The organism is Ignavibacteria bacterium (assembly GCA_041649015.1).
In the GTDB taxonomy this organism is placed as follows: domain Bacteria; phylum Bacteroidota; class Ignavibacteria; order Tepidaquicellales; family Tepidaquicellaceae; genus CAIKZJ01.
Genome location: JBAZNU010000001.1, coordinates 320,986 through 343,149, shown reverse-complemented (window position 1 = coordinate 343,149; position 22,164 = coordinate 320,986). Strand labels below are relative to the sequence as shown.

The window sequence follows — 22,164 nt, the reverse complement described above, 5'->3', positions numbered from 1 at the left end:
TTACCCTACTTATGGAATTTTCTTTTTATGGTAGTTCTATTTGTAATTCTTGAGGAATATTTTTATGGGTTGGAATATAAACCGAGTTTCGATCTTTTATTACGTTTGGTGCCGATTTATTTTATCTTTATTGGCTTAGTAAATGCTGGGACTGATAGACAAACATATCTGAGAATACTTAGATTATCATGGGTATTAATACTTTTTAATACAACTATTTTTTATCTTGCTATATTAGGTGTTATTAATGTGTTTGAATTAGAGCAAAGTGAACTAACTAGACGGTTGACAGCAACGACAAACATGAATTATTTTTCCGATATGAATATATTGGGAATATTTCTTACTGTTCTTCTAAAATTAGAAGGAATTCCTTTAAAAGTATTCAATATAAAAGTCAGAATTGAAATTGTAATTTTATATTTTATTTTCTTGGTATTATTAAATGCTACAAGAGGTTCAGTTATCATATTACTTTTGCTTTTGATTGTTTACATTTTATATGTTTGGGGAAAGTTGAGTCCAAGGGGGAAAATTGGTTTAATACTGTTCTTATTTTTTCTACTTGTGGTAATATTATCAACTGAACAAATAGAATCAATATTAATCCGTCTGAGAATAGGCGAAAGATTTGTTCAACAAAATATCTCAGAAGAAGGTGTGTGGTTTCAAATGATTGGAAGTGTAGCGAACTTTCTTAAGAGTCCTATCATCGGGGTTGGGTATGAGCAAGCATCTTCTGCAGAAGAGGGATTCACAACGAGTAATTTCCAATATTCTCAAATCTTGGGAGGTAACGGGTTAATCTTTTTTATTGTTTTTTATTTATTTAACTTTAGAATGTTTGGAGCATCTATTAAACGACTAATAACCAATCCAATATTACTATCTTTTTTTCTTTTTATATTTACAGCTTATATATTTAGGCAAGCCGATTCCTATTTTGCTGTAATCGCATATTTAGTTTATTATTACAAATACTTTTCAGCTAAAAATACAAGTTTCAAAAAATCGTTTAATCTTAATAAATGAAAAAAGTACTTATTATTGATGAAAATTTGCCATATTTATTAAATAATGTAACTTTCCCGACCGGAGGAGCTTCAATACAATCGTATAATTGGCTGAAAGGTTTTTTGAAGAATAATTGCGAAGTCGCAATATTTTCAAATGCTGACATAGAGAATAAAAGTAGTTATAAAATAATTAGAATTGATAATAGAAATGTTATTAACAGTTTATTAAAAAAGTTTATTAATTTCTACTCTATATACAAATCTGTTAAAATATTTTCTCCAAATATTATTTATGTAAGTATTCCGGGTTGGCATACATTGGTATGGGGAATCATTAGTAAAGTCAGTAACGCATTTTTAATCCAAAGAATTTCAAATGATTTTATGGTTGATGACAGATTTATTGATGAAATTGGTAGACTAAAATATTTTATGTTTTTGAGGGGGATTTATTTTGTTAATGTCATTTTGGTTCAAAATTCATACCAGCAAGAAAATATTAAAAACAAATTCCCTAAAAAAAATATATTGAAACTTTATAATCCATTCTCTATTCAAAATAATAAAATGTATTTTGGAATGGGAAATTATGTCGCCTGGATCGGTCTTTTTCAGCGTAAAAAAAATCTTTCGGCTCTGCTAAATATTGCTAAAATCCTACCTGATATAAAATTTAAAATTGCTGGAAAAACAAGTGGTAACATTGATGAAATAACAAAAATTGCTTTAGAAGAACTTCAATGTCTGCCTAATGTTGAATTTGTAGGTCTGTTACCAAGAATTGAAATCCTTGATTTTCTTGACGAGTCATTTTGTCTATTAAATACTTCTTATTATGAAGGTTTTTCTAATACTTTTTTGGAAGCTATTATGGTAAATACTCCTATTGTGACTCTAAAAACTAATGATCCAGATAAAATTATTGTTAAACATAATTTAGGCTTAGTTTCTGAAGATTTTAATTCACTACCAGAGTGTATTCTAAAAATAATTAGGGAGGGAAAAAGGAAGTATAATAAAAAAGGGAAGGAATATATAGAGAAATATCATGATCCAGATTTACTCGTTAAAAAATTATTTTTATTAATGAATACATTAAATACTATTGAATAGAATTTAAATTGATATAGTTAAAAAATATAGCTGAATAGAATTAATACTGATTTCAATCTAAAATAATTGTATAAACCCTAATATAATTGTATGTATATTTTAGAAATTAATATAAATAAAATTTTTCATAGCACAAAACATAGTTAAAAACAAGTGAAAGGAATATCATGTTACCAAAAACATTTGAAGGTGAAAAGAAACATAGAAAACGAAAGAGAGAACTTGAAATATCTATATCTTTTTCAATTATTGAAGATTATTTAAGGAGTATCAACGAGAAATTTAAAAATAACATTGCCATTTTGGAATTTGGAAGTGGACAGGGATATCAGATACCATATTTAAGAAAACTCGGGGATGTGATTGCTTCAGATATTTATATTGACGAGTATATTGGTGAAGTTGGATATTCCAACTTCATACAAACTAGCATAGAAAAAACGCCTTTTAGAGATAAACAATTTGATCTCATATATTCCAATCATGTTATTGAACATGTTGAGAATTTACATGATGCATTTATTGAATTAATTAGAATTGGAAAAAAAGATTGTGTTTATGCTTTTGCAGTGCCAACGAATATATGGTTACTTCTTACAATACCCGCACAATATTATTCGTCTGTTAGAAAAATTATAGGAATGATCTTAAATAAATTTAGGGGAAATAAAATAAAAAATTCAAATATTAAATCTTACGATCGTAAAATAAGTATAAATCATAGTGAAAGATTTTATAAAATATACTCTAAAATATTTCCCAAAGGTCATGGTACCTCTGAAAAATTTATTGATTGTTATAAATCTTTTAGAATAAAAGCATGGGAAAGAAATTTTATCGAAAATGGATTTGACGTGGTAAAAACCATTCCCCTTTTATTATATGGTCCATCTGAATTTCCAATCATATCCACAATGAGACCGATTGACAAGTTTTGCTCTAGTGTTTTATTCCTTCTTAAAAAAAAGGATTACTGAAGATGTTAATCGTAAATTAATATATAATAATAAGCATATTCATTTAGAATAAATATTTCAATTAGCTTACATTAACGTTTATTTATGAAAATCCTGTTTTATATTGAGAGTCTTCAATCCGGAGGCAAAGAAAGAAGGTTAGTTGAGTTAATAAAGGGACTTTCTAAATATCCGGATTATGAGATTGAATTGGTTGTGACTCAAAATGACATCCATTATAAAGATATTTTGCCTTCGGTCAATAAAATCCATTTTACCCTTCGAAAGAGAGGTGAAAAAGATTTTTCTGTATTTTATAAATTTTATAAGATTGCTAAGAAATTTAAACCAAATATAATTCATGTATGGGGGAGAGTGGTGGCTATCTATGCTATCCCTGCAAAAGTTATTTTGAGAATACCAATGATAAATAATGAGATAACAGACGCTCCATCAAGAATTACAAGGGGATTGATGAGTCGCAAACTAAGTTTTTTTTTCTCCGACCTTCTGATTGCAAATAGTTTTGCAGGTATAAAAACATATAAACCACCTAAGAGGAAAAGTTTTGTAATTTATAATGGTTTTGATTTCAGCAGGATTAATGATTTACAGGATAAAGACGTAGTAAAAAAAAGAAACAAAATTAGCACAAAATATGTTATTGGTATGGTTGCTTCATTCTCAGATTCTAAAGATTATACAACTTACATACTTGCTGCCAATAGTATCTTAAATAAAAGAAGTGATATCACATTTCTTTGTATTGGCTCAGGTGAATATTCAAAATATGAGGCCATGTTAGAAATAAAAAACCGAGACAATGTCGTTTTTCTTGATCGTCAAAAAGATGTAGAAAATATTATGAATATTTGTGATATTGGAATACTAACAACAAACATTAAAATACATGGAGAGGGAATATCAAATGCATTATTAGAATTTTCAGCTTTAGGGAAGCCTATAGTCGCATCAGCTGGTGGTGGTACGTCAGAAATAATTGAAGAAGGTCAAAATGGATATTTGTTGGTTCCTTTTAATGTTGATGATTTATGTAAAAAAATTGAGTTTTTATTGGATAATAATGATGTAAGGATTATAATGGGAAAAAAAGCAAACACAATTGTAAAAGGAAAATTTGGAATTGAAAGAATGGTGAAAGAATTTATAATTTCATATAGTCAAGTTTATAAATAAAATGATTTTCATCAAAAAAGAATTATAAAAAATTTATGTGTGGTATTACGGGGATTTTCCATTTAGATAAAGACCGAGAAGTAAATCTGACTACTTTGAAAAACATGACTAATGTAATTAAACATCGAGGACCTGATGGTGAAGGCTATTATATCAAGAAAAATATGGGATTAGGGCACAGAAGATTATCCATCATTGATCTGAAATCCGGTGATCAACCGATGTATAATGAAGAAAGAGATACAGTAGTGGTGTTTAATGGCGAAGTTTACAATTATATTGAACTTAGGATTGAATTGGAAAATCTTGGTTACAAATTTAAAACATCGTCCGATACTGAAGTAATACTTAAAGCGTATGAAGAATGGGGGATAGAGTGCCAAAATAAATTTAATGGGATGTGGGCTTTCGCAATATGGGATCTAAAAAACGAACAACTTATTTTATCGAGAGATAGGGTTGGAGAAAAACCACTTCACTATTCCTTAATTAACAACACCTTAGTATTTTCTTCTGAAATGAAATCGCTATTCGAATATGGGGTTCCTAAAAATATTAGAACTGAATTGATAGAGGTTTATTTAGTACTCACAAATATTCCTTCCCCTGATACTTTTTATAAGAATATTTATAAACTAAAACCAGGGCATTATATCTTAGCAAATTATTCCGGGTTGCGTGAACTAAAATATTGGTCACTGCCTGAAATAGATGAATCTGATATGTTAAAAAACAAATCGGATATTTACAATGAATTTGAAAGACTTTTCAAAGATTCTGTAAAAATCAGAATGAGAAGTGATGTTCCTTACGGAGCCTTCTTGAGCGGAGGACTGGATTCCTCATGTGTTGTTTCATTAATGTCAAAAAATTCTGACCATCCTATCGAAACTTTTACAATTGGATTTCCACAAAAAGAGTTTGATGAATCTAATTTGGCACAGCTCGTTTCACAAAAATTTCATACAAATCACAATTTAGGAATGGTAAACTCAGATTCCTTTCAAGAGGCTCTGTTGAGAGCAGTTTATTACTTCGACGAACCATTTGGGGATTCATCCTCAATTCCCACCTGGCAGGTTTCAAACTATGCATCTAAAAAAGTTAAAATGGTGTTGACCGGCGATGGTGGAGATGAAGTTCTCTCAGGCTATACATCTTATGTTGGAATCAAGTTCATAAACTACTATAAATCTCTGCCTCATATAATTAGAGCGAATATTCCTAAATTAATTAATATTGGTCAAAGATTTTCAGGGAATAGTTTAAGTTATAAATTAAATCGAATATCCAATATACTTTTTACTGCAAATTTATCCTATCAGGAGAGATTTCCAATAAAACGAAGTTATACATCTTTTCACAATATTAAGAGTTTAACCAAAAATATAAACGATATTATATCCATTGAAGACTATGTGTCCGAAATTCTGAACAAAATCCCTTACAGAAATGATTTTTATAAACATATGTTTATAAATTTTATGTGTGATTTACCCAATGATTATCTTGTAAAAGTTGATCGAATGAGCATGGCAAATTCATTAGAAACTCGAGCACCATTTTTAGACTTCAGACTTATAGAATTTTTGGTTAAGGTTGATAAGAGTGTAAAACTTGAAGGGTGGAAACGCAAAAGTATTTTAAGAAATACAATTGGGAAAAGCCTTCCCCCTCCTTTATTAAAAGAATCAGAAAGAGGGTTTACTATACCTTTAAGAGATTGGTTCACAAAAGATTTCCCTTTTTATGAGGAAAATACAAATAATATTGGAAAAATATTAGATAGGAATACGATCGGTATTATCATCGCTCAAAATACGAGTAAATACCATGATCACGGCAATTTTATTTGGACCCTTTTTATGCTAAATGCTTATATTAAATAAAACAACTATGAAAGTACTTTTTGTTTCAAGTGGTAACCAGAGAGGATTAAGTATAATTTGTAAAGCTCAAGCTGACGATTTGAGGTCTATCGGAATAGAAGTTCAAAGTTTTTTAATTGAAGGGCGTGGAATCTTAGGATATACTAAAAATATTTTTTCGTTAAAAAAGTATTTAAAAATTAATAAATTAGACTTAATTCACGCCCATTACGGATTAAGTGGAATAGTTGCATTATGTGCAAAGGGAAAAGAAAAATTAGTCGTTTCATTTATGGGAGATGATATTTTAGGTTCAAATACTAATAGCGGAAAAATTAAAATTATTAGTAGAATTATAGCCAAAATAAACATATTTCTCGCTAATATTTTTTATGACTTTGTAATAGTGAAATCGAAAGAGATGAGAAAAAAAATTAGAACAAATAAAGTAGAAATTGTTCCGAATGGTGTAAATCTATTAAAATTTCCAGTATTGGATAAAAGTAGTGCACGAGAAAAACTAGCAATCAAATCGGACTCTAAATTAATAATATTTGTGGCTGATCCAAAAAGACATGAAAAAAATTATAAATTAGCGGAACAGGCTGTAAAATTGTCAAAGATTAATAATCTTGAGTTTAGAACTATTTATAAAACCACTCATTCTGAATTGTACTTATACTACAATGCCGCTGACATTGTGTTAATGACCTCTTTTCATGAGGGATCTCCAAATGTTATAAAAGAAGCAATGGCTTGCAATTGTTCTATAGTTACCACAAATGTTGGCGATATTAGTTGGGTTATCGGCTCAACGCCTGGGTGTTTTATCACTAAATTTAATGTTCAAGATGTTTTGGCGCAAATATTATTTGCCCTTAACTTTGTCAAAGAGAATGGGAGAACATATGGAAGAGATAGAATAATTGAGCTAGGATTAGATTCAGTAGCAGTGGCAAAAAGAATAAATGAAATTTATCATAGGATCAGCGAATAATGTGTGGAATTTGTGGAATAATTAACTTTGATAAAAAACCAGTTGAAGAATATCTAATCAAAAAGATGATGTGGAAGATAAAACACCGTGGACCTGATGACGTTGGTTTTTTTATTGATGGAAATATCGGTCTTGGTTTCGTAAGACTTAGTATTTTAGATCTATCTCCTCTAGGGCATCAACCAATGTTTGATGAAACTAAGAGATATATAATTATTCATAATGGAGAAGTATATAATTTTTTAGAGATCAGAAATGAATTAAAAAGAAAAGGTTATAATTTTAAATCAAATACAGATACAGAAGTTATTTTATATTCATTTATAGAATGGGGAGAAGATTGCCTGCATAAATTCAACGGCATGTGGGCATTTTGTATTCTTGATACACAAACAAAAGATATTTTTTTTTCAAGAGACCGATATGGAGTTAAACCATTTTACTATTATCTGGATACTAACATATTTGTATTTGCATCTGAAATACCTGCAATTCTGGCAGTTCTTAATCAAAAATCTTCGCCAAATGTTCATGCAATATTTGATTATTTAACATTTAATAGAACAGATCAAACTGAAACCACATTCTTTAATGGCATCAAAAAATTACAACACGGTTCTTTAATTAGAATATCAGGTAATCAGTTGTCAATCCAAAAATGGTATGATTTGCGAGCAAATGTTTCTCAAAATGATGGATTCCAATCACCAGAAGAATATCGTGAATTATTCAGTTCGGCTGTAGGATTAAGATTAAGGAGCGACGTTCCTATTGGTGTGTGTTTAAGCGGTGGTTTGGATTCCTCAAGTATTGTCAGTATTCTGCTAAAAGAGTATGGAAAGAATGACTTAAACACATTCTCAGCGATTTATGGAGAAGGTAAGCGGGGTGATGAATCATATTTTATCCGGCTATATAAAAAATCCGTTAACATGATGCATTTTACATACCCAACTGCTGAGACACTTTTAAATGATTTAGAAAATTTCATTCTAGTACATGCAGAACCTATTCCATCAACAGCCCCTTATGCTCAGTTTAAGGTTATGGAATTAGCTCAAAAATACGTAGTTGTTACTTTAGATGGTCAGGGGGCAGATGAAAAATTAGCCGGATATCATTACTTCTATGGTTACTATTATAAGGATCTTCTAAGAAGATTTAGGTTATTAAGGTTGCTGAGTGAGATTATTCATTATTTGAGCCTTCACAAATCAGTTTATGGTCTAAAAACATTTCTTTACTTTTTGCTTCCTTCAAATTTAAGAACATTTGTCAGAGTAAATGAAAAGGGATACATTAAAGACTCATTTGTTAAGCATTTCTCTAGTAACAATACAATTTCTACAAATTTATATAATTCTGATACTCTTAATAAAGCATTATTTGATCATTTTGAGTATAAACTAGAGCATCTTTTAAAGTGGGAAGACAGAAACTCAATGTTTTTTTCACTTGAATCTAGAGTCCCTTTTTTAGATTTCCGTTTAGTAGAAAAAACACTGGCATTAGATTCTGATAAAATCATTAATAAAGGATGGTCTAAATATATACTCCGAGAAGCAATGAAAGGAATCCTTCCTGAAGAGATACGTCTTAGAAAGGATAAGATAGGTTTTATGACTCCTGATGATGAATGGTTCAGAGAGCAAAAGTTTCAAAAATTTGTAAATGAACTATTATCATCAGATTCGTTTTCAAGTAGAAATATTGTTGATGTAAAAAAAGCAAAAGTAATTTATCAAAATCATCTTGATAAGAAAATTCAGGCATCCAAAGAAATTTGGAAATGGGTTCATCTGGAACTTTGGTTTAGAAAGTTTATAGATTGAGCATATTAATTGATATAAAGCATTCCTGTCCTATTATTATTTTCAGGTATTTTTCAAAGTTATGATTTTTAAGGACTTTTTTTGACTGTAACATGCAAGAATATTACCTCCGCTTTATACTTACTTGAATATAAAAGTATTAAAAATATATTAATCTTATATAGAAGTGATATTATTATTGGTAAAGGTTTTGCCTTAATTGAACAGAATGGAAAAATTCTCAAAATTGTACAAGATAAAAAATATAGAATTTGGAATAGGAAGTTCAATAAACATCGCTCCTTTTGTGTTGCTTCGATGGAATTGATCAAAGTCAATCATTGAATTTGTGATAGAAAGAATTAATGCCGGATTTTCCGAAAGTGATCAGAAAGCTTTAATCAGTAAAAAAAGCTGATAGCTGATGGCTCATAACAGTTCAGTGTGCAGTGAATAAGTATTTTATTGCAAGACCCAAAATAATAAACGAAAATGGGTCTCGGTTTATTTCGAGTGATTTTCAAACTATTTAAAATTACTTGGAGTAAATCACATGAAGACATCTATAATGTATCCTCGTGCTTTGAATTGTTTAACTCCGGAAGACTGTGTTATGAGAAGACAAGAGCAAAAGCTAAAAGAAAGAGAAGAGAAACTTTTAAGAGAAAAAGCGCTCGGATCTGAGACGGCAAATGTCAAGTAAATATCAAAAAATATCCTTTTTTTATATAATCCAATTTTCGCTGATTCTGTACATTGTTGGGAAAGGTTTATTTGAATAGCCATAGGAGTGAAAAGTAAATATCGGATAGCTACGAATAATTTTTGTATTTAATATACTAACAGAGGTGCGAGGTGTCAATAGTATCATATAGAAGATCAATCAGAGAAATATTCAAAGGTATTATTAATAGGTTATTACATATTATTGCATATTTTACATTTCCCTACCAGATAACTGTCCTTCTTCATCGTTTGCGTGGTGTGAAAATTGGAAAGCAATCCCATATTGCCCGTTTAGTTTCAATAGACGATAGAAATCCGGAGTTAGTGGAGATTGGGAATGGAGTAGCAATAACAACCGGTGTGATGATATTAACTCATCAAAGAGATTTATCAGATTACAAAATTGGTATGTATGCTATGCATTGCCCATTTAAAGAAGGAAAAGTAATTATTAAAGATGGGGCGCATATAGGTATTGGTGCTATTATTATGCCAGGAGTGACGATTGGTGAAGGTGCAATAGTTGGTGCTAATGCGGTTGTAAATAAGGATGTACCCCCATACTCATTAGCTGTTGGAGTCCCGGCAAAAGTGATAAAAACATTCGGAGTGTAATTTGCATTACCTTTTTGAATTAAATCATCCCAAGCATTTTCATCAATTTAAGAATCTATTTGATCAAATTATTAGAAATAAAGATTCTTTCGATGTGATTGCTCGTGATAAAGACGTTTTACTGGCTCTCATTAAAGAAAATAAAATTCCATTTTACATTTTTGGTAAACGTGGGAATACTATTATTAGTAAACTCTTTAGTGTTCCAAAAACTTTGTATGACTATTATAGAATAGTTAAAAAAATAAAACCTGATGTTGTAATTAGCAAAGCTTCGCCTTTTGCGGCTATTATTGGTCGTTTATTAAAAATACCAACAGTGATAACACCCGATTCTGAAGTTGTTTTTCTTAATCAATTAGTTGCACCACTAAGCTCGCTAACAATTACCCAAAGAAGTTTTAACAGACGTTTGAGTAAAAATCAAAAATATATAAGCGGTTTTTTTGAAACCACATACTTACATCCCAATTATTTCCGGCCTATGAAAAATGAAATAGCAGAAGAAAACTTAGAAGATGGAGAAAAATATTTTATTATTCGATTTATTGGTTGGGATGCTAATCACGATGTAAATCAATTTGGGTTTTCTACTAAACAAAAAATAGATCTTGTGAAATGTTTAGAAAAATATGGACGAGTTATTATTACATCCGAAAAAAATTTACCTGTCGAATTGGATAAATATATAATGAGAATTTCTCCATCAAAAATACATCATCTTTTAAGTTTTGCGCACTTATACGTTGGAGATTCACAATCAATGGCTACAGAAGCTGCAATTCTTGGTACTCCTTCAATACGTTACAATTCATTTGTCGGTAAGAATGATATGTCAAATTTCAATTTATTACAAGAAAAATATAATTTGTTAATAAATTGTTGTTCCTTTGAAGATGTGATCAATTATTCAGAAAAAATAATAAGGAACTCAAATGCTAGAAAGAAATGGAAAGAAAAAGCTAATACATACTTCAAAGAAGTTGGTGATACGAATAAAGAAATGCTAAAGCTAATAAACGCCGTATTGAAAAAAAAATGAAAATATTATCAGTAGTAGGTGCTCGTCCTCAATTTATAAAATTAGCGCCCCTTTCGAATGAATTAAGGAAGTTCCACAAAGAAATTATTGTGCATACCGGTCAGCATTTTGATAAAGAAATGTCTGAGTTATTCTTTTATGATTTAAGTATACCAAAACCTAAATATAATTTGGATATTAATTCTGGTAACCATGGCGAACAAACCGGCAGAATGTTAGTCGAATTGGAATCCATAGTCGTAAAAGAAACTCCTGATATTATTATTATTTTTGGAGATACTAATTCGACATTAGCTGGGTCTTTAGTGGCCTCTAAATTACATATTCCAGTAGTTCATGTTGAAGCTGGTTTAAGAAGTTTTAACAAGTCTATGCCCGAAGAAATCAATAGAATAGTTGCAGATCACACCTCAAATTATTTATTTGCTCCTACTAAAACAGCTGTGGATAATCTGTTAAAAGAAAATCTCTCTAGTAAATCATTTCTTACCGGTGATATTATGGTTGATGCTCATTTGTCAGCGGTTGAAAAGGCAGCCAATCTTAATTCTTTAGATAAATATTTTGTTGAAATTGATAAGTATTACCTATTGACACTTCATCGTCCATATAACGTTGATAATCCTAAATATCTTTCTTCTATTTTTGCAGAATTAGGTAAACTAAATGCAAAAATTCTCTTTCCTGTTCATCCTCGGACAAGAAGTATAATAGATCAGAATTCTATTACTTTTCCGAAAAATATTATTTTAACTAAACCTGTTGGTTATTTAGAATTTGTCGAACTTCAATCGAAATGTAAAAAGATAATAACAGATTCCGGAGGCATCCAAAAAGAAGCATATATTCTTAAAAAACCCTGCGTTACTCTTCGCTCTGAAACTGAATGGGTGGAAACAGTAAATTCCGGTTGGAATTTATTGATAAATCCAACTAATGAAAAGAATTATTCTGAAAAAATAAATTTGTTTATGCCAGCTGCTGATCACCCCAGTATTTTTGGTAAGAATGTTGCACAAAAAATGGCAGAAATAATAAATAAAATTTAATTAATTTCAACAAAATTACACATTACATAGATGAAGTGAGGGAAAGCAGTAAGAAGGTGAATAGTCGAGTTAGTTTTAAGAACTGTTATAAAGTTATGCAGTTATGGAGTTGCAATGAACAGCAAAGGAGTTGTATGAAGAGCGAGTTAGCTGATAGCTAATAGAAAAAAAAGCTATGAAGTTAAGGAGTTATGGAGAGCGAGTTAGCTGACGGCTCATTAGCTGATATTAAGAACAACAGGAAATAAAAGATAAAAAACACATAATTGAAAGATTTTACAATAAAGAGTTTAGAGTTATTAATTGAACGATTAAAAAGTGCAGATTATAAATTTATACAGTTTAAGGATTTTAAAAATATTGAGGATTCAAAGATTGTTATTCTTAGACATGATGTGGATTTATTGCCGGAAAATTCTTTAGCGACGGCGAAGTTAGAAAATTCCTTGGGGGTAACAGGTACGTACTATTTTAGGATTACTCCTGAAACGTTTAAACTGGAGATTATTCAAGAAATAGCTGATTTAGGGCATGAGGTGGGATATCACTACGAAGATGTAGATTTAGTAATTAATAATTATAAATTAATAATTAATAGTTTAAAGGATAAAGAAGAGCTGATTGATTTGGCATATGAGAGTTTTTGTGACAATCTTGAAAAATTAAGGAAAATTGTGACGGTGGAGACGGTTTGTATGCATGGGAGTCCGAGGGCGAAGTATGATAATAAGATGATTTGGGAGAAGTTTGATTATAGAGAGCTGGGGATTGTTGGTGAGCCGTATTTTGATGTTGACTGGAATGAGTTTGGGTATTTGACGGATACGGGGAGAAGATGGAATGGGGATAAGTATAGTTTCAGGGATAAGGTGAATTCGAGGTTTAAATTTGATTTTAAGACGACGGATGATATTATAAAGAATGTTGATAAGCTGCCGGATAAGATGATGATTACAGTTCATCCGCAAAGGTGGACGGATGATAATGTACTTTGGGTAAAGGAGCTGGTTTGGCAGAACTTCAAGAATGGAGTGAAATACTTTAAGAAAAAATTAATAGTTAATAATTAATAGTTAATAGGCACTTGAAGAGCAATTAATAAGTAATAATTAATAAGTTATAATTAAGAATTAATAAGTAAGAGATTAAAGGCGATTAAAAAATAAAAGTGATTAAAAAGATAATTTTAATATTATTGATATTTGCTGGTGTTGGTTACGCACAAGTGGAGACTGTGCCGGCGTATGATTGCAGAGCAGTTATACAGTTATAAAGTTATGAAGTTATGGAGTTGATAAGAGCAGTGACAAAGTGACAGAGTGACAAAGTGACAGGGTTAAGTAGTTATAAAGTTAAGAAGTTATGGAGAACTGTTAATAGTAAACAGTAAACAGTAAACAGTAAACAGTGAATAGTAAAACAAAAAATATGAGGAGAGTATTAATAATAATAATTGTATTAATAAGTACAGCTGTTTATGGACAGGTGGAGACGGTGCCGGCGTATGATTGCAGAGCAGTTATACAGTTATAAAGTTATGAAGTTATGGAGTTGATAAGAGCAGTGACAAAGTGACAAAGCGACAAAGTGACAGGGTTAAGTAGTTATATAGTTAAGAAGTTATGAAGGGAAAAAAGTGAAGAGAATATTAATAATAATAATTGTATTAATAAGTACAGCTGTTTATGGACAGGTGGAGATTGTGCCTGCTTATGATAAAGTGTATGATTATCTAAAGCGGATGCAGCTTAAAGGAGTGATTGATTACAATTCATCTATTTTACCGTTGTCGCGGGAGAAAGTTGCTTCTTTTTTAAGAGAGGTTAGTGAGAAGTTAGAAGTTAGAAGTGAGAAGTTAGAATTTAGAGATGAGACGAAGAACAGTGACGGAGTGACGAGTGACAAAGTGATGAAGAACAGAAATAAGAAGATAGAGCTGAGTAAGGTGGAGAGGGAGATGCTGAGGGATTTTATGAAGGAGTATGAGTATGAGTTGACGGGGAGGACGAAGGAGAGTGTGGGGTTTTTGAATGAGCCGAGGGGGAGATTTTTTATTGAGGATAGGAAGAAGTATTTTTATAAGTATGATGATTCTGTGGGCGCGGTGTTTGTGAATTTGCAGGGGTTTCTTTCGCAGGGGGTTTCGTCGGGGGATTCGCTGGGGAAGAATGCGGTGACGCTGGGGAATCTTGGGTTTCAGGTGAGGGGGACGGTGCTGAATACTGTGGGGTTTAGTTTGAAGGCTTCGAACGGGCAGAAGATTGCAGGGGATAAGAAGAGTCTGGATTTTGTAACGGAAACGCTGCCGAAGTTTAGGAGTTTTCCGAAGTTTAAAGGCGAGAGTAATAATTTTGATTATTTTGAGGGCTATTTAAGGTATAGGCTTGGGAAGGACAATTTTGCGGTTACGCTTGGTAGGGACTATGTTAATTATGGGTTTGGGTATATGGATAAACTGTTTCTTTCGGGGAATTCTGTGCCGTTCAGTTTTATTAAGTTTGATTTGAATTTTGGTGCGTTTACGTATAATTTTATTTATGGGAGTTTGAAGGGGGATTCGCTTGCGATAAAAGATATTGCGATGAAGAATATAATAACTCATAGGCTGAGTGTTAATTTTTCGAAATATTTTAAGGCGGGTTTTTATGAGGCGCTGATTACTGCGGATAGACCTTTTAATTTTACATATTTAAATCCTTTTTCGTTTATAAGGTCCGCTGATTATAACGCCGGTACTGAACAGTCAGGGCTGAATAATGCGTTGATGGGGTTTGATGTGGAGGTTACGCCGGTGAAGAATTTTGCTTTGCAGGGGTCTTTATTAATTGATGATTTGAACTTCTCTACTATTTTTTCGAATGAAAGGGATAACGGTAAGCCGGCGAATGATAACAGGTTTGCCTGGCAGGTAGGGGCGGTTTGGACTGATGCTTTTACGCTGCCGAATCTAAATTTTACGACTGAATATACACGGCTGAATCCGTTTGTTTATACTCACAGGACGAATAAGAGCCAGTACACGAACTGGACGCTGCCGCTTGGGCATAATCTGCCGCCGAATTCTGATGAGGTTGCTCTGAAGCTTAGCTATGATGTTACGAGCAGGCTGAATGTGAATGTTATGTATCAGCATCAGAGGTCGGGAACTGGGTTTGAGTTTAGCGGGGATTCGCTTGTGAGGAATTACGGCGGGTATATTCATAGGGGGGATGCGGATGTCAGCTATGATGATAAGTTTTTGCAGGGGAAGCGTGTGGATAGGGATTTGGTGACGGTGGGTTTGAGGTGGATGCCGGTGTATCAGTATGTGGTGGATTTTAGGTGGGTTATGCGGAATGTGAATAATTTGTTTGAGGGGAGGAGGGTTATTGACAATTGGTTATACTTGACTGTGGGTGTGGAATTGTGACGGGAGAGACGTGAGGGACGTGACGTGAGAGACGTGACGGGAGAGACGTGACGGAAGAGACAAGTGCCAGGATTAAGAAATTAAAACATTAAAACATATGGGTGAGATAAGATCACATAGGGATTTAGATGTCTGGAAGAAAAGTGTTGACCTGGTAACTGATATTTATGAAATTACTAAATATTTTCCTAAAGAGGAAATATATAGCTTAACCAATCAGATTAGAAGATCCGCGATTTCTATACCTTCTAATATTGCAGAGGGAGCCAGCCGAAATCACACAAAGGAGTTTGTACAGTTTTTATATATTTCGTTAGGTAGCTGTTCAGAATTAGAGACACAATTAATAATTAGTTTCAAAATTAATTATTTATCTAAGGAAAAATTAGATTTATTTCTTGACAAGCTGTTCGATTTAAGAAGGATGATATTAGGATTGATAAGAGCAGTGACGCGTGACGGGAGAGCCGTGACGAAGGAGATGTGACGGGAAGAGATGTGACGAGAGAGATGTGAAGGGAGAGACGTGTAATGTGTGACAAAAAGAGAAAAGAAATTAAAAGAAGGGATGAAGGAAGAGATAAGAGAAATAGCGGTTAGCGAGCAGCGTATAGAAAAATTAAAATGAGAGAAAAGATTAAATATATTGTTAATGAAGAGGTGCCGGGGAGAGCTATTGCTGCGCGGGATTTGACGCAGTATGAGAATATTAAGAGGGTGATGCAGAATGCGCATATCAGGGAGCTGGAGAAGCACCTAAGCAGGGATGTGTTTGATTATATTGTTGAGAGTATGAGGGATTTTGATGATGCTTATGTGGTGGATAGCGAGAGTATTTTTAATATTGATATTATTCATGCTGAGCAGAATGTGATTATTAATGTGCATAAGATTAATGATATCAGGTATGTAAATAAGTATTTTGAGGCGATTAACAGGAAGCTGGTTAAGGGGGGGATGATTACTGGGTGTGTGGAGATTTACAGGCAGAGGAAGAAGAGGATTTTGAGGAAGCATCATCCGCTGATTTCTTATCCCTTGTATTGGGGGGATTTTGTTGTGAAAAGGATTTTTCCGAAGCTGAAGCTGACGCAGTGGATTTATTTTTTTCTGACGAGGGGGCAGAACAGAGCGATTTCGAGGGAGGAGGCGTTTGGGAGGCTTTATTCATGCGGGTTTAAGATAGTTAGTGAGAAGGATATTAACAATATTTTGTATTTTAGTTTTGAGAAGGTGAGTAAGCCGAAGTATGATACGGAGCCGACGTACGGTCCGTTTGTTAAGCTGAAGAGAGTGGGGAAGGACGGGGTGATTTTTAATGTGAGTAAGTTCAGGACGATGTATGCGTATTCTGAGTATTTGCAGGATTATGTTTATGAGAATAATAATCTGGCTGAGGGGGGAAAGTTTCAGGATGATTTCAGGATTACGGGTTGGGGAAGGGTTTTGAGGAAGTTCTGGCTAGATGAGCTGCCGATGTTATGGAATGTGATGAAGGGGCAGATGAAGATAGTGGGTGTGAGGCCTTTGAGTAAGCAGTATTTTAATTTGTATGATAAGAAGGTTCAGGAAAAACGGGTGAAGTTTAAGCCCGGGCTTGTGCCGCCGTATTATGTTGATATGCCGAAGACGATAGAGGAGATACAGAGTTCGGAGATGAGGTATTTGGAGGCGTATGAGAGGTCGCCATGGAAGACGCAGTGGGTGTATTTCTGGAAAGCGATGTGGAATATACTTGTGAAGAGAGCACGATCTTCTTGAGAGCGGTGAGTAAAGAACAAGTGAGTAGGTGAGTAGGTGAGTAGGGAAGAGCAGGTGAGAACAAGTGAGTAGGTGAGTAGGTGAGTAGGGAAGAGCAGGTGAGAACAAGTGAGTAGGTGAGTAGGTGAGTAGGGAAGAGCAGTTGAGAACAAGTGAGTAGGTGAGTAGGTAAAAGCAGGTGAGTAGGGAAGAACAGGATCAAGGAGAAAGAAAAAAGAAGGCAATAAATTATCAGAATAATATGGAGAAAAAATTAAGGACGCATAAAGATTTGGAAGTATGGAAAAATTCTGTTTTGTTTGTTACAGATGTTTATAAAATAACAAAGTCTTTTCCCAGTTCTGAGATATATGGTTTGACCAATCAAATAAGAAGAGCTTCTGTATCAATTCCTTCAAATATTGCAGAGGGGTCTGCAAGAAATTCCGATAAAGAGTATATTCAATTTTTATATATTTCTTTAGGTTCTTTGTCGGAAGTTGAAACTCAATTTATTATTAGTTTTAATTTAGGTTTTATTAATGATATGGTTTTGACTGAGGTTACTGAAAAATTATTGATGATTAAAGCACAATTAATGGGATTGATAAAGTATTTAAAGGGGAGAGCAAGTGAGTAGGTGAGCAGGGAAGAGCAGGTGAGTAAAGAACAAGTGAGTAAGTGAGTAAGTGAGTAGGTGAGTGGGTGAGTAAGTGAGTAGGGAAGAACGGGTGAGTAAGTGAGTAAGTGAGTAGGTGAGGAAGTAAGTAAGTAGGTGAGTAAGAACAGGTGAGTAAGTGAGAAAGAGAGAAGGTGAGAAGGTGAGTAAGTGAGAAGGTGAGAAGGTGAGTAGGTGAGTGGGGAAGAGCAGGTGAGTGGGGAAGAGCAGGTGAGAAAGCGAGTGGGTGAGTAGGTGAGTGGGTGAGTAGGGAAGAGCAGGCGAGAGGGTGAGTAGGTGAGGAAGAGCAGGTGAGTAAGTGAGTAAGTGAGTAGGTAAGTAGGGAAGAGTAGGTGAGTGGGAAGAGCAGGGTGAGTGGGAAGAGCAGATAAATATAAAGAGATAATAGAATATAAAGATAATATGATGATGAAAGAAAAAAGAGGATTATGAATTGGAGGAGAGAATTATAAATGTTAAGAAAATATTATGAAGGGGAAGAAAGGATTATGAATTGGAGGAGAGAATTATAAATGGTAAGAAAATATTATGAAGAGGAATAAAGAATTATGAATTGGAGGAGAGAATTATGAATGGTAAGAATATATTATGAAGGGGAAGAGAGGATTATGAATGGTAAGAATATATTATGAAGGGGAAGAGAGGATTATGAAGGGGGAAGAGAGGTTTGTGAGGGTGGCGGCGAGGGTTGTGATGAGTGATGCGGATGTAAGGGATGCGAGGGATGCTGCTGCGGATGGGATTGATTGGGAAGGGGTGATGAGGATTTGTGTGATGCATGGTGTGGAGGGGATTGTGTTTTATTCGATGAGGAGGTATGGGCTGCTTGAGGGGGTGCCGGGCTGGTTTGAGGAGAGGATGAGGGAGCGGTATTATGAGAATGCGGTGAGGAATATGGCGGCGGAGAAGGCGGTGGCGCTGCTTTCGGAGAGGATTGGGAGGAAGGTTGTGTTTGTGAAGGGGGCGGATTTGTTTTTGTCGATGTATCCGTCGACAGGGATGAGGTCGATGGGGGATGTGGATATTCTTGTTGAGAGGGAGTTTGCGGAGGAGGTTTGGAAAGGATTGCTGGAGAGCGGGTTTGCGGCGGAGTCGGGTGATGAGATTGAATACAGGTCTGATGTGCATAAGGATGTTTGTTCCCATTTGCCGCAATTGAAGACGGATGCTTTTACTGTTGAGGTGCATTGGAATCTTTTTGGTGTGGGGTTACTTTATCCGATAACGAAGATTGCGTTTGAGAAGGCAGTGCGTGTGAGGGATAATGTTTATGTACTTTCGAATGAGATGAAACTGGTTCATCTTTGCAATCATTTCAGGCGGCATTTGTACACGGGGGCGTCGCTGAGGCATCTTTGCGATATTAATGAGCTTGTAAGGCTGTATGGGAAGGAAATTGACCGGGCGGAGGTTGACAGGACGGTAAAGGGGACGGAACTGGAGAGTGATTTGAGGATTGGGTTGACGTATGCACGGTTTTATTTAGGGACGGAGACGGAGGAGAGGTATTTTGATGAGAGGCTGGTGAATGAGGGTGATTCGGGGCTTGAGAGGTTGTTTGTATCGGGGAAGGGTTCGAAGGGTACGGTTTTTTTGTATAAGATGAGGTCGATTACGGGTGTGTGGAACAAGGTGAGGTATGTTTACAGGATTGCGGTACCTCCGAGGAGGTGGCTTGCGGCGAATTATGGGAGCGGGGGAGTGAGGGGGTATTGGAGGTATTTGAGAGCAGTGATTAAGTGAGAAAGAGCAAGTGAGTAGGGAAGAGCAGGTGAGTAAGTGAGTAGGAAAGAGCAAGTGAGTAGGTGAGTGGGTGAGTAAGTGAGTAGGGAAGAGCGGGTGAGTAGGGAAGAGCAGGTGAGTAAGTGAGTAGGGATGAGCGGGTGAGTAGGGAAGAGCAGGTGAGTAAGTGAGTAGGGAAGAGCGGGTGAGTAGGGAAGAGCGGGTGAGAAGGTGAGAAGGTGAGTAGGTGAGGAAGAGAATTTTAAAAATATATTTTAAAAATATTATGGATAGGGATATTAAAGATAGAGATATTAAAGATAGGGATATTAAAGATAGAGATAATAAAGATAGAGATATTAAAGATAGGGATATTAAATTAGGGATTGCGGGGGCAGGGAGATGGGGGTTTAACCATATTAAGACTGCTAATGGAATTCTTGGAAGCGGACTGAGATATGTTTGTGACAAGGAACAGCGTACAGCGGATAGCTTACAGCGTTCAGGTTTCAGCGTTCAGCGTTCAGTGGACGGAAGAGATAGAGAGATAGCGGACAGCGGGCAGCGGGCAGCGGACGGAAGAGAAAGAGAGAGTGCGAGAGATTTGAGGATTATATTTACGACGGATTTTGAGGATGTGATAAAGGATGATGAGGTGAATGCCGTGATTATTGCGACTTCGGCGGAGACGCATTTTGAACTAGCGAAGCGGTCGCTGGAGGCGGGAAAGAATGTTTTGGTTGAAAAGCCGATTACTTTGCTGACTGCTGAAGCAAGAGAGCTGGTTGAGATTTCGGAGAGGAAAAGATTGAAGCTGATGGTCGGGCATATTCTGCTGTTTCATCCTGCGGTTCTTAAGATGAAAGAGTTTGTCATAAATGGAAAGCTTGGTAAACTGCAATATGTTTACAGCAACAGACTTAACCTTGGTGCGATAAGAACGGAAGAGAATATTTTGTGGAGTTTTGCACCGCATGATATTTCCGTGATTCAGTTTCTGACCGGCACGAATCCTGTGAGCGTGAAAGCTTCGGGCGCAAGGTTCGTACAGGAAAATATTGAGGATTCAACCCTTACAATTCTTGAGTATCCAGATAATGTTCATGCGCATATTTATGTGAGCTGGCTGCATCCTTTTAAGGAACAAAGAATGGTGGTAATCGGAACGGAAGGTATGCTGACTTTTGAGGATACACTAAAGACAGAAAAGCTGAAGTTTTACAAGAAGGGATTTAAGATGGTGAACGGGAACATTGAAAAGTTTGATGCAGATTATGAATCTGTTGATTTTGAGACTGCCCAGCCCCTTGCCGAAGAACAAAAACATTTCTTCAATTGTATCCTAAATAATGAAAAACCGCGTACGGACGGCAGACATGCTCTCGAAGTTCTTGAAATTCTCGAAAAAGCTTCAAACGAATTAAAACCTCGTTAATATTAAATATTTATGCGTTTGCAAACACCGTCCTCTGTTATTATTTCTGTGTTCTCAGTGATAAATCTTTTCTTTGTTTGTAGATTTCTCTACTATACTCATATCGTTTCCCGTTCATACACGTAACTTAAAATTATAAATACAATGGAAGAAAAAAAACCTTTTGTGGTAAACAAGTATGCCGTCGTTGATGACGGCGTCGAAATCGGAGAAGGAACAAAAATCTGGCATTTCTCCCACGTCCAGTCCGGCGCAAAAATCGGTAAATTCTGTGTTCTCGGACAAAATGTAAACGTTGCTAATAACGTAACTATCGGAAATTATGTTAAAATTCAAAATAATGTCTCCGTGTATGAAGGGGTAACTCTTGAAGATTATGTCTTTTGCGGTCCGTCTATGGTGTTCACAAATATCCTGGACCCCAGAAGCAAATACCCGCAAGTCGGTGCCGAGTTTTACATAAATACGCTCGTTAAAGAAGGTGCTTCACTCGGAGCTAATTCAACAGTCGTCTGCGGTCATACTGTAGGACGGTTTGCATTCGTGGGAGCCGGTTCCGTTGTCACAAAGGACGTTCCCGACTACGCACTCGTTGTGGGTAATCCTGCGAAAATAATCGGCTGGATGAGCGAAGCAGGCAAACGCCTCAAATTCGATAAAGACGGGTTCGCGTACTGCGAGAAAGCAAACAAGAAGTACTTACTGAAAGATGGAATAGTTTCGGAAGTTAAATAATCCTTAAATCAGCGTCCCGTTTTTACTCGTCACGGTGCGTTCTATGCCTTCCGC

At 34.8% G+C, this 22,164-nt stretch carries 19 protein-coding genes; all 19 read left to right on the top strand.

All coding sequences use genetic code 11. The features are described 5' to 3' along the window. Positions 1-27 precede the first annotated feature (27 nt). The 19 genes from WC644_01425 (at position 28) to WC644_01335 (ending at position 22,110) form a co-directional block, all read left to right on the top strand. On the top strand, positions 28-1,032 hold the full coding sequence (locus WC644_01425; GenBank protein ID MFA5010588.1) for a hypothetical protein: 1,005 nt from the start codon (positions 28-30) through the stop codon (positions 1,030-1,032). Then, a complete protein-coding gene (locus WC644_01420) occupies positions 1,029-2,129 on the top strand; it encodes a glycosyltransferase (protein ID MFA5010587.1) in 1,101 nt (366 codons plus the stop codon). The genes WC644_01425 and WC644_01420 overlap by 4 nt, the downstream gene beginning before the upstream one ends. Before the next feature lie 167 nt (positions 2,130-2,296). Beyond that, positions 2,297-3,106 (top strand): methyltransferase domain-containing protein, encoded by an 810-nt coding sequence (locus WC644_01415; protein MFA5010586.1) that lies wholly within the window; start codon positions 2,297-2,299, stop codon positions 3,104-3,106. 84 nt (positions 3,107-3,190) lie between these two features. Continuing rightward, positions 3,191-4,282 carry a glycosyltransferase gene (locus tag WC644_01410; GenBank protein ID MFA5010585.1) on the top strand — a complete coding sequence of 364 codons (1,092 nt, stop codon included), beginning with the start codon at positions 3,191-3,193 and terminating at the stop codon, positions 4,280-4,282. Positions 4,283-4,317: 35 nt separating this feature from the next. Beyond that, complete coding sequence (asnB, locus tag WC644_01405; protein MFA5010584.1) at positions 4,318-6,171, top strand: asparagine synthase (glutamine-hydrolyzing); 1,854 nt, start codon at positions 4,318-4,320, stop codon at positions 6,169-6,171. 7 nt (positions 6,172-6,178) lie between these two features. Beyond that, positions 6,179-7,147, top strand: a complete 969-nt coding sequence (locus WC644_01400; protein ID MFA5010583.1) for a glycosyltransferase family 4 protein — start codon at positions 6,179-6,181, stop codon at positions 7,145-7,147. Then, a complete protein-coding gene (gene asnB, locus WC644_01395) occupies positions 7,147-8,979 on the top strand; it encodes an asparagine synthase (glutamine-hydrolyzing) (GenBank protein MFA5010582.1) in 1,833 nt (610 codons plus the stop codon). The genes WC644_01400 and asnB (WC644_01395) overlap by 1 nt, the downstream gene beginning before the upstream one ends. A gap of 532 nt (positions 8,980-9,511) precedes the next feature. Further along, positions 9,512-9,661, top strand: coding sequence for a hypothetical protein (locus tag WC644_01390; GenBank protein MFA5010581.1), 150 nt, complete (start codon positions 9,512-9,514; stop codon positions 9,659-9,661). Positions 9,662-10,008: 347 nt separating this feature from the next. After that, positions 10,009-10,299: an acyltransferase gene (locus WC644_01385; protein MFA5010580.1), complete on the top strand. Its 291-nt coding sequence runs from the start codon at positions 10,009-10,011 to the stop codon at positions 10,297-10,299. Between the two features lies 1 nt (position 10,300). Next, positions 10,301-11,341, top strand: a complete 1,041-nt coding sequence (locus WC644_01380) for a DUF354 domain-containing protein (protein MFA5010579.1) — start codon at positions 10,301-10,303, stop codon at positions 11,339-11,341. Next, positions 11,338-12,390: a UDP-N-acetylglucosamine 2-epimerase (non-hydrolyzing) gene (wecB, locus tag WC644_01375; GenBank protein MFA5010578.1), complete on the top strand. Its 1,053-nt coding sequence runs from the start codon at positions 11,338-11,340 to the stop codon at positions 12,388-12,390. Before WC644_01380 ends, wecB begins: the two co-directional genes overlap by 4 nt. Positions 12,391-12,656: 266 nt before the next feature. Further along, a complete protein-coding gene (locus WC644_01370; protein MFA5010577.1) occupies positions 12,657-13,460 on the top strand; it encodes a hypothetical protein in 804 nt (267 codons plus the stop codon). 566 nt (positions 13,461-14,026) lie between these two features. Beyond that, complete coding sequence (locus WC644_01365) at positions 14,027-15,799, top strand: capsule assembly Wzi family protein (GenBank protein ID MFA5010576.1); 1,773 nt, start codon at positions 14,027-14,029, stop codon at positions 15,797-15,799. A gap of 97 nt (positions 15,800-15,896) precedes the next feature. Next, positions 15,897-16,286 carry a four helix bundle protein gene (locus WC644_01360; protein MFA5010575.1) on the top strand — a complete coding sequence of 130 codons (390 nt, stop codon included), beginning with the start codon at positions 15,897-15,899 and terminating at the stop codon, positions 16,284-16,286. A 233-nt stretch (positions 16,287-16,519) separates the two neighbouring features. After that, a complete protein-coding gene (locus WC644_01355) occupies positions 16,520-17,560 on the top strand; it encodes a sugar transferase (GenBank protein ID MFA5010574.1) in 1,041 nt (346 codons plus the stop codon). A 178-nt stretch (positions 17,561-17,738) separates the two neighbouring features. Then, positions 17,739-18,179, top strand: a complete 441-nt coding sequence (locus WC644_01350; GenBank protein MFA5010573.1) for a four helix bundle protein — start codon at positions 17,739-17,741, stop codon at positions 18,177-18,179. 651 nt (positions 18,180-18,830) lie between these two features. Then, positions 18,831-19,961, top strand: a complete 1,131-nt coding sequence (locus WC644_01345) for a nucleotidyltransferase family protein (protein ID MFA5010572.1) — start codon at positions 18,831-18,833, stop codon at positions 19,959-19,961. Positions 19,962-20,226: 265 nt separating this feature from the next. Continuing rightward, positions 20,227-21,375 carry a Gfo/Idh/MocA family oxidoreductase gene (locus tag WC644_01340; GenBank protein MFA5010571.1) on the top strand — a complete coding sequence of 383 codons (1,149 nt, stop codon included), beginning with the start codon at positions 20,227-20,229 and terminating at the stop codon, positions 21,373-21,375. Positions 21,376-21,519: 144 nt separating this feature from the next. Beyond that, positions 21,520-22,110, top strand: a complete 591-nt coding sequence (locus WC644_01335; GenBank protein MFA5010570.1) for an N-acetyltransferase — start codon at positions 21,520-21,522, stop codon at positions 22,108-22,110. Positions 22,111-22,164: the final 54 nt, after the last annotated feature.

What these genes read in the sequence shown, in the direction of transcription:
- WC644_01425 (MFA5010588.1), top strand. Translation starts at nt 28, where the DNA reads ATGGTAGTTCTATTTGTAATTCTTGAGGAATATTTTTATGGGTTGGAA.
- WC644_01420 (MFA5010587.1), top strand. Translation starts at nt 1,029, where the DNA reads ATGAAAAAAGTACTTATTATTGATGAAAATTTGCCATATTTATTAAAT.
- WC644_01415 (MFA5010586.1), top strand. Translation starts at nt 2,297, where the DNA reads ATGTTACCAAAAACATTTGAAGGTGAAAAGAAACATAGAAAACGAAAG.
- WC644_01410 (MFA5010585.1), top strand. Translation starts at nt 3,191, where the DNA reads ATGAAAATCCTGTTTTATATTGAGAGTCTTCAATCCGGAGGCAAAGAA.
- asnB (MFA5010584.1), top strand. Translation starts at nt 4,318, where the DNA reads ATGTGTGGTATTACGGGGATTTTCCATTTAGATAAAGACCGAGAAGTA.
- WC644_01400 (MFA5010583.1), top strand. Translation starts at nt 6,179, where the DNA reads ATGAAAGTACTTTTTGTTTCAAGTGGTAACCAGAGAGGATTAAGTATA.
- asnB (MFA5010582.1), top strand. Translation starts at nt 7,147, where the DNA reads ATGTGTGGAATTTGTGGAATAATTAACTTTGATAAAAAACCAGTTGAA.
- WC644_01390 (MFA5010581.1), top strand. Translation starts at nt 9,512, where the DNA reads ATGAAGACATCTATAATGTATCCTCGTGCTTTGAATTGTTTAACTCCG.
- wecB (MFA5010578.1), top strand. Translation starts at nt 11,338, where the DNA reads ATGAAAATATTATCAGTAGTAGGTGCTCGTCCTCAATTTATAAAATTA.
- WC644_01360 (MFA5010575.1), top strand. Translation starts at nt 15,897, where the DNA reads ATGGGTGAGATAAGATCACATAGGGATTTAGATGTCTGGAAGAAAAGT.
- WC644_01355 (MFA5010574.1), top strand. Translation starts at nt 16,520, where the DNA reads ATGCAGAATGCGCATATCAGGGAGCTGGAGAAGCACCTAAGCAGGGAT.
- WC644_01345 (MFA5010572.1), top strand. Translation starts at nt 18,831, where the DNA reads ATGGTAAGAATATATTATGAAGGGGAAGAGAGGATTATGAAGGGGGAA.
- WC644_01340 (MFA5010571.1), top strand. Translation starts at nt 20,227, where the DNA reads ATGGATAGGGATATTAAAGATAGAGATATTAAAGATAGGGATATTAAA.
- WC644_01335 (MFA5010570.1), top strand. Translation starts at nt 21,520, where the DNA reads ATGGAAGAAAAAAAACCTTTTGTGGTAAACAAGTATGCCGTCGTTGAT.